The organism is Streptomyces milbemycinicus, assembly GCF_002154605.1.
GTDB lineage: Bacteria > Actinomycetota > Actinomycetes > Streptomycetales > Streptomycetaceae > Streptomyces > Streptomyces milbemycinicus.
In genome coordinates this window covers 1-9,844 of the sequence record NZ_MUNE01000146.1, presented here as the reverse complement: position 1 = coordinate 9,844, position 9,844 = coordinate 1, and the positions used below count along the sequence as shown (strand labels likewise).

Genomic DNA, 9,844 nt, shown 5'->3' with positions numbered 1-9,844 from the left:
TCCCTGCCCGGGAGATCCCGGCCGCGCCCGCCGCCCCCGGCGCCCGGGGGGCGTGGGCTCAGTGGTACGAGAGCGGGCTGGGGTGGCCGACGACCGGCAGCGATCCCGTCGAACTGCTCACGGGGGTGCGCTTCGACGTGCTGGAGCTGCCGGCCGACGCCGGTTTCGCCTTGCTGCGGCGCGTACCGCGGACCGGTCCGGTCGCGGTGGAGGGCCCCAGAATGCGGCTATTGGTGGCCGCGGGCAGCGCCGACGAGCTGCCGGGGCTGCTCGACTGGCTGGAATGGGGCGAGGTCCCCCTCGATCTGACCGCGATCGGTGCGGGCGGCCGGATCATCGCGCCTTGTCCCCCCTCCCGGCCGTTTGGGACGGCACTCGGGGAGCCGAGCCCGCAGGAGGCCGCCGTATGGCTGCGACCTCCCGAGCCGGGGAGTGAGGTGGAGCCGACGCTGCCGTTGGCAGGGTTCGGGGGCAATGGGGACGCCCCCGATCTCGTACGGCTCGTGGGTGCGGCGGCCACTGAGTGCCACCGTGCCCGGTTGTTGCGCGGTCGGCTCTTGCCGGGACAGCGGGGAGCCCGGCGAGCCGGAGAAGCCTGAGAAGGTGACGCGCTCAGGCGTTCGCCTTCTCGTATGCCTCACGCACAGTCGCCGGAACACGCCCGCGGTCGTTGACCTCGTGGCCGTTCTCCTTGGCCCAGGCGCGAATCTTCGCGGTGTCCTGGCTGCCACCGGTCGTCGCGCGCGCCGCCGCCTTGCCGCGAGCAGCGGCCGCCCGGCCACCGGTGCGACGGCCGCCCTTGGTGTAGGGCTCCAGGGCGTCACGGAGCTTGTCCGCGTTGTCCGTGGTGAGGTCGATCTCGTAGCTCTTGCCGTCCAGTGCGAACGTCACAGTCTCGTCCGCCTCGCCGCCGTCGATGTCGTCGACAAGAAGGACCTGAACCTTCTGTGCCATGGGGTTCCTTTCCGAGAAACCGGGGAGCTCGGGCCGCAGCGTTAGGCGCTGATGTCCCCACCCCCCAGGTAATTACACTACGGGAGAATAGGAAACCGCTTTTCCGGGAAAAACACAAACCCCCGGGGAAGGTTCGATCGATGGACCGCACGGGAACCATCTGTTCCGGAGCTATGTGATAGGGGAGCGATTCGGACATAGGGACCGCGATCACAGTTGCAGAAGCATCCGGCTGTTGCCAAGGGTGTTCGGCTTCACCCGTTCGAGACCAAGGAACTCCGCGACGCCCTCGTCATAGGAACGCAGCAGCTCGCTGTAGACATCACCGTCGACCGGCGTCTCGCCGATCTCCACGAAGCCGTGCCTGGTGAAGAAGTCGACTTCGAAGGTGAGGCAGAAAATGCGCCGTACGCCGAGCCAGCGCGCCGTTTGCAACAGCTTGTCGAGCACCAGGTGGCCTACACCACTGCCCTTCACGGCGGGATCCACCGCGAGAGTGCGAACCTCCGCGAGGTCTTCCCACATGACATGCAGTGCCCCGCAGCCAATGACCTCCGCGTCGCCGTCCCGCTCCGCCACCCAGAACTCCTGGATGTCCTCGTAAAGCGTCACCGTCGCTTTGTCGAGGAGGATGCGATCGGCCACGTAGCTGTCGATGAGGCGGCGTACGGCCGGCACATCAGAGGTCCGGGCACGCCTGACGGTGACTGCTTTAGATTGAGCCAAGGACATGCTCGGACGCTATCGCCGGTGTCATCGTCGCGACTCACCGGGGCTCTCACCGGGCTCTTCGAGTTGAACGACGCGCATCGCATCTCGCAGCGCATCTCGCTGCTCTTCGGACATCATCCCGAAGAACGCGACGAGCGCAGCGGCCGGGTTGTCACTCGCGGACCATGCCTCGTTCATCAGTGCGGCCGAGTAGGCGGCACGGGTGGAGACCGCGGCATATCGATAGGCGCGCCCTTGCACCTCACGGCGCAGCCAGCCCTTCTGATGGAGGTTGTCCATTACGGTCATGACCGTCGTGTAGGCGATCGAGCGTTCCTGTTGAAGGTCTTCCAGGACTTCCCGGACCGTGACCGGGCGGTTCCACTTCCACACCCGCGTCATGACCGCGTCTTCGAGATCTCCCAATGGCCGAGGCACACGTGAATAATAGTGGGAGATGTCTCGAATGTCGGGTTCATGCGCGCGAAAAAGGGCGCACATCCCGAGACGATGTCATCCCGGGACGTGCGACCCCAGACACCCAGAGGCTTCGGGCGGGTCAGGAAGCGCTGGACCGCGCCTGCTGCTCGGCCTCGGCGTGGGCAATCGCCGCGTCCACCGCGGCGTCTTCCTTGGCCTTGTTGGCACCGCCCTGGCTCTTCACGATCGTCACAATCAGCGCGGTGAAGGCCACGGCCATCACCACGGGCGGGACCAGCGCGGAGATGTAATCCATGGCTGTCGCTCCTTCTGGCCTTCTGGCTCGACGAGCTGACTCGAGCCGACTCGAGGCCTCCAGGTTACAAAGTGCGCCGGCCCCGGCTCAGGCCGGGACCCGCCGGAGCCGGGAGTCGCCTTCCGGCGGCTGGGCCGGGCGGCGGCGCTTGGGCGGGAAGACCTCCGCCGGGGTGGGCACCGGACGGCCCGGGCGCGGCGCCCTGCGGCCCGGCTCGGCGCGCCCCGGTTCGCCACGCGTCGGCTCGGCGCGCGTCGGCTCGGCGCGCGTCGGCTCGGCGCGCTTGGGTTCGCCTTTCTTGGGTTCGCCTTTGCTGGGTTCGGCTTTCTTGGGCTCGCTCTGATTGGGCTCGCCCTTTGCCGGTTCACTTTGCTTCGGCTCGCCCTGCTTGGGCTTCTCGCGCTCGGGGTCGGGCTGCTTGGGGTCGGCTTGTTTCGGCTCCTCGCGCTTCGGCTCCTCGCGCTCGGGGTCGGCCAGCTCGGGATCTGCCGGCTTGGGGGCAGGGCGCTTGGGCCCGGCTTGTTTCGGATCGCCTTTCTTGGACTCACCGCGTTCGGGGTCGCCCTGTGCCGGCTCGCCGTGCCCGGGCTCCTCGTGGCCGCCGCGGTCGGGGTCGGACGGCTTCCTGCGCGGCTCCCGTCCGGGTTCGCCGCTCTTCTGCACCACCCGGGCGCCGCCCGCGGGAGCCCCGCCCGGCAGCACCCTCAGCCGGACCGCCGGGGATCGGCCCTCGCAGGCCCGCAGGGCCCCCGCCGCGCGCTCCGCGAGCCGGGCCCGTACGCCTCGCTCGGCAAGCCGCTCACAGTGGCGCAGCAGGGCGCGGCGGCGCTCGGCCTCGCTGGTCCCGGCGGCGGACCGGCACAGCTGGCGCAGCGCCGCCAGGTCCTCCGGAAGCGGCTCGTAGCCGGCCGCCAGGACGCCTTCGAGCTGGTCGAGATAGCCGACGGCGGCGCCGGGGAGGGCGGCGCGGTAGCGGGCGAGCTCGTCGAGCAGAAAGGCTCGCAGCCGCCCGCCCTCGCGGACCGCTTCGTCCACGGCCTCGGCGAGGCGGAGGCAGTCCTGGACCTCCTCCGTCCGGTCCGGGCCCCCGTGGCCGGGGGAGAGTGTGACGGGATGGGGCTGGAGGGCGATGGCGAGGGCGCGTCGGAGCACACGCAGCTCATCCGCACTGAACGCCATTCCGCCGCGGGATCCATATGGCGTGGGCATGGGCCGACTTTAAGTGCTAAGCGGACAAAATTCGCTGAGCGCGGGGCGGTGCGGCGCGTTGCGGAAAGGTGCGGTGCGTTACGAAAAGGCATGGGCCGCGCGGCAGGCGCGGGAGGGTGCCTACGAGGCGCCGGAAGGCACTGCGGGCGCGGCCGGTCCGGCCGGCACAGCGGCCCGGCAGACGGGCGAGCAGCAGGCACGGCAGGACAGCCCGCGCGGCAGCCCGGCGAACGGCAGGCACAGCGGGGACGGCGGGCACGGCGGGCACGGCGGGCACGGCCCGAGGGCGGCGGCCGCGGACGAACGACGGCCCGGCAGACTGCACCCGCGCACCCACGGCAGGCGCAAGCGCCACAACCGGCCCAGCAGGCACGGCAGGCACGGCCCGAGGGCGGCGGCCGCGGACGAACAGCGGCCCGGCAGCCCGTAGCCGCGCACCCACGGCAGGCGCACGCCGACGCCCCCGGCCGTGGCCGCTCGCGGTGCGAGCGGGCTGACGGCCGGGGGCGTCGAGGAGAGGGGCGCCGGGGAGTGCCGGGGTGCGTCAGACGCGGGTCGCCCGGCGGCGGCGGGTGACGACGACCGCGGCGCCGCCCAGCGCGAGCGCGGCCGCGGCGCCGCCCGCCATCAGGCCGATGCCGCCCGCGCCGGTCAGGGCCATCGTGCCGCCGGTGGAGCCGCTGTCGTCGGAGGAACCGCCGCTCGTGGCGCCGTCACCGGAGCCGCCGGAGCCGGACGTGGCACCGTCCTGTGCGCCGGAAGCCGAGTCGGACCCGGAGCCGCCGGTCGAGTCGGCCGAATCGTCGCCGCCGGTGGAGGACCCGTCGGAGCCGCCGGCCGCGCCCTTGAAGGTGATCTTCGCGGTGTCGTTGGCGGAGTTCGGGTCATTGGTGCTGAAGCCCGCCGGGCCGGGAACCAGCTTGACGGTGCCGGTGGCGTTCTTGTCGGCGTCCTTGGCGATCTTCACGCCGATGCCGTACGTCTGGCCCTCGCCGGGCAGTTCGGTCGAGGCCTCGGGGCACAGATAGCGGCGGTGGCCCGGCTCGAACTTCTTGGTCTCGGTCTCGCTCACATACGTCAGGCACTCGCCGGTGGTGTCCTGGTCCGGCTCTTCGTCGATGTGGTTGGTGAGCCCGGTGACGCCCTCGGGCAGGGTGATGTCCGCGTACAGGATCGGCTCGCGGTCCTGGCGGTAGGCGGCCGCCGGGCCGTCGTTGGTCAGCCCGAACTTCAGCCCGCCCGTGGTGCCGTTGTCGGCCTCCGGGTCGATGGCGCCGCCCACGGCGCGGAAGTCGGCGTGGTTGTCGGTGCGGAGGGAGACGCTGCTCTTGCCGTCGGTCTCGAAGTCGCCGCCGGAGATGGTGGTGAAGGCGATCGGGGACCCGGTGCCGGGGGTGCCGTTCGGGTTCTCCTCGCTGCCCGCCGGGACGGCCTGGACCTCGTAGTCGATCCAGGGGGCCAGGGCGGCCTTGGTGATCTTTACGGTCAGCGGGGTGCTGAGCTTCGCGGACTGGCCCGGTTCGATGGCCGTGTCGATGGAGCAGTAGACGCGCGCGGAGTCATCCCATTCGGAGCCGAAGCGGCAGTTCTTCGGCTTCGAGGTGAATTCGACGCCGGGCACGCTGGTCAGCTGGATATCAACGCGTTCGGCAGGCAGATCCCCGGTGTTCCGCACCGCCAGGGGCAGGTCCACCGTGGAGCCGGTCTTGAGGCCGTCGCGGTCGGGCAGCTTGCCGACGACCAGTTGGGGCGAGCCGACGACGACCTTGGAAGAGCTCTTGTCCCCGGTCGCGCCGTCGGCCGTCACCTCGTAGGTGATGGTGCCGGAGGCGCCGGGCTTGGCGTCGGAGTCGGCGGTGAGCGTGAACGGCTCCCAGGGGCCATGGAGGTTGCCGTTGTCGAGGCAGGTGACGACCGCGCCGGAGGCGGTGCACTGCTCGTTGTTCGCCTTGATCGTCGCGACGCCGTCCAGGCTGCTCGCGTCGATGACCATTTTGGCGTTCTTGGGGAGGGGGAATTCGGCCCCGCCGTCGGCGAACGAATAACTCACACTCGGGGCGACGGCACCCTGCCCGTCGGCCGCCGACGGCAGGGCGATCTGCCGGGGGGCGGTGATCTCGGCCCAGGGCTGGGTCGGCTCGTCCTCCGCGTATGCGGCGGGCACGCCGACGGCCGTCCCGAGCGCGATCACCGCCCCGGCGGCCGCCGCATGAATCATCTTCCCCTTATGCCACATACGTCCCACGCCCATCTCGCGTTTACCCAACTGGCTGCCGGTCGCAAGACAGTTCAGCTGACCGGATGGTTGCCCTCCGGTGAACGGAAAGTTGTGAGCAGGGGCAGGAGAGGGGAAGCGGGAGGGGAGGGCCCGCGGGGCCGTGGCGGGGTCAGCCCCGCGAGACGTTGCGCTCGTACACCAGACGCAGGCCGATCAGGGTCAGCCACGGCTCGTGCTCGTCGATGACCGAGGACTCGCCCAGCACCATGGGGGCCAGGCCCCCGGTGGCGATGACCGTCACATCCTCGGGGTCGTCGGCCAGTTCGCGCGCCATCCGCCGGACCACGCCGTCGACCTGGCCGGCGAACCCGTACAGGATGCCGGACTGCATCGCCTCGACCGTGTTCTTGCCGATGACGCTGCGCGGCCGGGCCAGCTCGATCTTGCGCAGCTGCGCACCGCGCACGCCAAGCGCCTCGACCGAGATCTCGATGCCCGGCGCGATCACCCCGCCCACGTACTCGCCGCGCGCGCTGACCGCGTCGAAGGTCGTCGCCGTGCCGAAGTCGACGACCACGCACGGGCCCTCGTACAGCTCGACGGCCGCCAGGGCGTTGATGATGCGGTCGGCGCCGACCTCCTTCGGGTTGTCCATCAGGATCGGCACCCCGGTCTTCACTCCCGGCTCGACCAGGACGGAGGGCACATCCCCGTAGTAGCGGCGGGTCACCTCGCGCAGCTCGTGCAGCACGGAGGGGACGGTGGAGCAGATGGAGATGCCCTCGATACCGTCGCCCAGCTCCTCGCCGAGCAGCGGGTGCATGCCCATCAGACCCTGCAGGATGACGGCCAGCTCGTCGGCGGTGCGGCGGGCGTCCGTGGAGATCCGCCAGTGTTCGACGATCTCGTCGCCGTCGAACAGGCCCAGCACGGTATGGGTGTTTCCCACATCGATGGTCAGCAGCATGGTCAGTTGGCCCCGGCCTCGCGCAGGTCCAGGCCGATGTCGAGGATCGGGGAGGAGTGGGTGAGCGCGCCGACCGCGAGATAGTCGACGCCCGTCTCGCCGTACGCCCGCGCGTTCGCGAGTGTGAGGCGGCCCGAGGACTCCAGGGTGGCGCGGCCCGCGACCAGCTCGACGGCCTGCCGGGTCTGCTCCAGGGTGAAGTTGTCGAGCAGGATCAGGTCCGCGCCCGCATCGAGCACCGGCGGGATCTGGTCCAGGGTGTCGACCTCCACCTCCACGTCCACGTCCGGGAACTCGGCCCGCACGGCCTTGAACGCCTGCGCCACACCGCCCGCCGCGACCACGTGGTTGTCCTTGACCAGGGCCGCGTCCGACAGCGACATACGGTGGTTGACGCCACCGCCGCAGCGCACCGCGTACTTCTCCAGCACGCGCAGCCCCGGGGTGGTCTTACGGGTGTCGCGGACCTTCGCCGTGGTGCCCTCCAGGGCGTCCGCCCAGGCGCGGGTCGCGGTGGCGATACCGGACAGCCGGCACAGCAGGTTGAGCGCGCTGCGCTCGGCGGTGAGCAGATCGCGGGTGCGGGTGCGGACCGAGAGCAGCTGCTGGCCGGCGGCGACCCGGTCGCCGTCCTCGACATGCCGCTCGACCTCGAACTCGTCGGTGCAGACGATGGACAGCACCGCCTCGGCGACGCGCAGCCCGGCGACGATGCCCGCCTCGCGGGCGGTGAAGTCGCCGGTGGCCATGGCGTCCTCGGGGATGGTGGCCACGGTCGTCACATCCACGCCGTGGTCGAGGTCTTCCTCGATCGCCATATGCGCGATGTCCTCGACCTTGACGGGGTCGAGCCCGGCGTCGGCCAGGAGCTGGGCGAGGTCGGGGTCCAGGCCGCACTCCATCGGGTCGAGGTCGTACGCCTCGTCGTCGGCGCCACAGCCGCACGCGTCACCGCAGCCGGGGCCCCCGCCGGGGAGGCCGATCTGCAGCAGAGGGAGGGCCACTGGCTGTGGGCGGTCGTCGGGAGTGCTGCTCACGGGTGGGACTCCGTCTTCGTTCGGGGGGTGGTCAGTGGGGCGGATGCCTCGGTCGTGGCGGGAGCCCCGGTCGCGGGGAGAGCCCCGGTTGTGGAGGGAGCCCCGGTTGTGGAGGGAGCCCCGGTTGTGGAGGGAGCCCCGGTTGTGGAGGGAGCCCCGGTTGTGGAGGGAGCCCCGGTTGCGGGGAATGCCTCCGGTGCGGGGAACGCCTCCGAGTCCGTCGTACGGACGTCCAGCGTGTCGCCGGGGCCCAGGGTGACCAGGAGGTGCCGGCGCCAGGCCGGGTCGTCCCGGTCGGGGCGGTCCTCGCGCCAGTGGCAGCCGCGGGTCTCCTCGCGGCGGAGGGCGGCTGCCACCAGGACGCGGGCCACGAGGAGGAGGTTGGTCGCCTCCCAGGTGTCGACCCCCGGCTCGGCGGTCTTGCCGTCGCGGCGCAGCGTCTCGGCGGCCCCGTCGTGGACCTGCTCCAACTGGGCGGCGGCGTGGGCCAGGCTCTCGGCGGACCGGAGCACCCCGGCCCCGGCGCTCATGATCCGCTGGATGGTGTACCGGGCCTCGGGCGGCAGCAGCGGCCCCTCGCCGGTGGCGGCCTCAGGGGTTTGCTGTGTCTGAAGGGCCTGCTGTGTCTGAAGGGCCTGCTGTGCCTGAGAGGTCGGGGCCGAGGCGATGCGCTCGGCAATGCCCTCGGCGATGCGCTCCGCGAAGACCAGGCCCTCCAGGAGGGAGTTGGACGCGAGCCGGTTCGCGCCGTGGACGCCGGTGCAGGCGACCTCGCCGCACGCGTAGAGCCCGGGGACCGTGGTGCGGCCGCTCAGGTCGGTGCGTACGCCGCCGCTCGCGTAGTGCGCGGCGGGCGCCACCGGGATGGGCTCGGTGACCGGGTCGATGCCGTGGGCGCGGCAGGCGGCGAGGATGGTCGGGAAGCGGTGCTCCCACATCCGCGCGCCGAAGTGGCGGGCGTCCAGGTACATGTGCTCGGCGTTCTGCTCGAGCATCCGCCGCATGATGCCCTTGGCGACGATGTCACGGGGCGCCAGCTCGGCCAGCTCGTGCTGCCCTTGCATAAAGCGGACGCCGTCGGCGTCGACGAGATACGCGCCCTCGCCCCGCACCGCCTCCGAGACCAGCGGCTGCTGCCCCTCCGCCTCCGGGCCGAGCCACAGCACCGTGGGGTGGAACTGCACGAACTCGAGGTCGGAGACCTCCGCCCCGGCGCGCAGCGCCAGGGCCACGCCGTCGCCGGTGGAGACGGCGGGGTTGGTGGTGGCGGAGAACACCTGGCCCATACCGCCGGTCGCGAGGACCACCGCACCCGCGCGCACCGCGCCGACGCCGTCCCGCCGGCCCTCGCCCATGACGTGCAGGGTGACGCCGGCGGCGCGGCCGGAGGCGTCCTTGAGCAGGTCGAGCACCAGCGCGTTCTCAACGGTCTCGATACCGGCCGCGCGCACCGCCTCGACCAGCGCCCGGGAGATCTCCGCACCGGTCGCGTCGCCGCCCGCGTGCGCGATACGGCGGCGGTGGTGGCCGCCCTCGCGGGTCAGCAGGATTTCGCCGGTGTCGTCGTCGGCGTCGAACCGGGCGCCGGTGCCGATCAGCCGGCGTACGGCGTCGGGGCCCTCGGTGACCAGCGTGCGTACGGCCGTCTCGTCGCAGAGCCCGGCGCCGGCGACCAGGGTGTCGTCGAGGTGCTGCTCGGGGGTGTCGCCCTCGCCGAGGGCGGCCGCTATGCCGCCCTGGGCCCAGCGCGTGGAGCCGTCGTCGAGGCGGGCCTTGGTGACGACGGTGACCTTCGCTCCGGCGGCGGCGCAGCGCAGTGCGACGGTCAGACCGGCGACGCCCGAGCCGACGACCACGACGTCGGCCTCGGTGGCCCAGCCGGGGGCCGGGGCACGCAGGGCGGCCGCGCCGACGGCTGCCGGCTTGTTGTCTTGGATCATCACGCTGCTCCGAACCACAGGCGGACGTTGTCTATCAGGCGCGTGCTGCCGACCTTGGCGGCGACGGCGAGG

The 9,844-nt window shown here is 71.7% G+C and carries 10 protein-coding genes and 1 pseudogene; 2 read left to right on the top strand and 9 right to left on the bottom strand.

Annotated elements, in window-relative coordinates; translation table 11 throughout:
* On the top strand, positions 1-599 hold a 599-nt coding region (locus CCN51_RS13575), incomplete at its 5' end, for an SCO3374 family protein (RefSeq protein ID WP_425444759.1).
* Between the two features lie 13 nt (positions 600-612).
* Here the strand turns inward: CCN51_RS13575 and CCN51_RS13570 are convergent.
* The 5 genes from CCN51_RS13570 to CCN51_RS59940 all read right to left on the bottom strand — a co-directional run bounded on the left by CCN51_RS13570 (position 613) and on the right by CCN51_RS59940 (position 3,610).
* A complete protein-coding gene (locus tag CCN51_RS13570; RefSeq protein WP_014178535.1) occupies positions 613-954 on the bottom strand; it encodes a histone-like nucleoid-structuring protein Lsr2 in 342 nt (113 codons plus the stop codon).
* 210 nt (positions 955-1,164) lie between these two features.
* Positions 1,165-1,686, bottom strand: coding sequence for an amino-acid N-acetyltransferase (locus tag CCN51_RS13565; protein ID WP_055413989.1), 522 nt, complete (start codon positions 1,684-1,686; stop codon positions 1,165-1,167).
* 21 nt (positions 1,687-1,707) lie between these two features.
* Positions 1,708-2,103 carry a BlaI/MecI/CopY family transcriptional regulator gene (locus CCN51_RS13560; protein ID WP_078610945.1) on the bottom strand — a complete coding sequence of 132 codons (396 nt, stop codon included), beginning with the start codon at positions 2,101-2,103 and terminating at the stop codon, positions 1,708-1,710.
* Between the two features lie 121 nt (positions 2,104-2,224).
* On the bottom strand, positions 2,225-2,401 hold the full coding sequence (locus CCN51_RS55830; RefSeq protein WP_014178532.1) for a hypothetical protein: 177 nt from the start codon (positions 2,399-2,401) through the stop codon (positions 2,225-2,227).
* A gap of 87 nt (positions 2,402-2,488) precedes the next feature.
* Positions 2,489-3,610 carry a hypothetical protein gene (locus CCN51_RS59940; RefSeq protein ID WP_405383302.1) on the bottom strand — a complete coding sequence of 374 codons (1,122 nt, stop codon included), beginning with the start codon at positions 3,608-3,610 and terminating at the stop codon, positions 2,489-2,491.
* Between the two features lie 73 nt (positions 3,611-3,683).
* Here CCN51_RS59940 and CCN51_RS13550 point away from each other — a divergent pair, with 73 nt between their 5' ends.
* Complete coding sequence (locus tag CCN51_RS13550; protein ID WP_014178530.1) at positions 3,684-4,040, top strand: hypothetical protein; 357 nt, start codon at positions 3,684-3,686, stop codon at positions 4,038-4,040.
* A gap of 114 nt (positions 4,041-4,154) precedes the next feature.
* On the opposite strand, the gene CCN51_RS13545 is transcribed toward CCN51_RS13550, so the two are convergent.
* The 4 genes and pseudogenes from CCN51_RS13545 to CCN51_RS13530 form a co-directional block, all read right to left on the bottom strand.
* Positions 4,155-5,828 (bottom strand): COG1361 family protein, encoded by a 1,674-nt coding sequence (locus CCN51_RS13545; protein ID WP_014178529.1) that lies wholly within the window; start codon positions 5,826-5,828, stop codon positions 4,155-4,157.
* Between the two features lie 169 nt (positions 5,829-5,997).
* Complete coding sequence (locus tag CCN51_RS13540; protein ID WP_014178528.1) at positions 5,998-6,795, bottom strand: type III pantothenate kinase; 798 nt, start codon at positions 6,793-6,795, stop codon at positions 5,998-6,000.
* Between the two features lie 2 nt (positions 6,796-6,797).
* Positions 6,798-7,832, bottom strand: coding sequence for a carboxylating nicotinate-nucleotide diphosphorylase (nadC, locus tag CCN51_RS13535; protein ID WP_245881611.1), 1,035 nt, complete (start codon positions 7,830-7,832; stop codon positions 6,798-6,800).
* A 200-nt stretch (positions 7,833-8,032) separates the two neighbouring features.
* A pseudogene (locus tag CCN51_RS13530) lies at positions 8,033-9,772 on the bottom strand (L-aspartate oxidase); the annotation flags it as partial.
* Positions 9,773-9,844 lie beyond the last annotated feature (72 nt).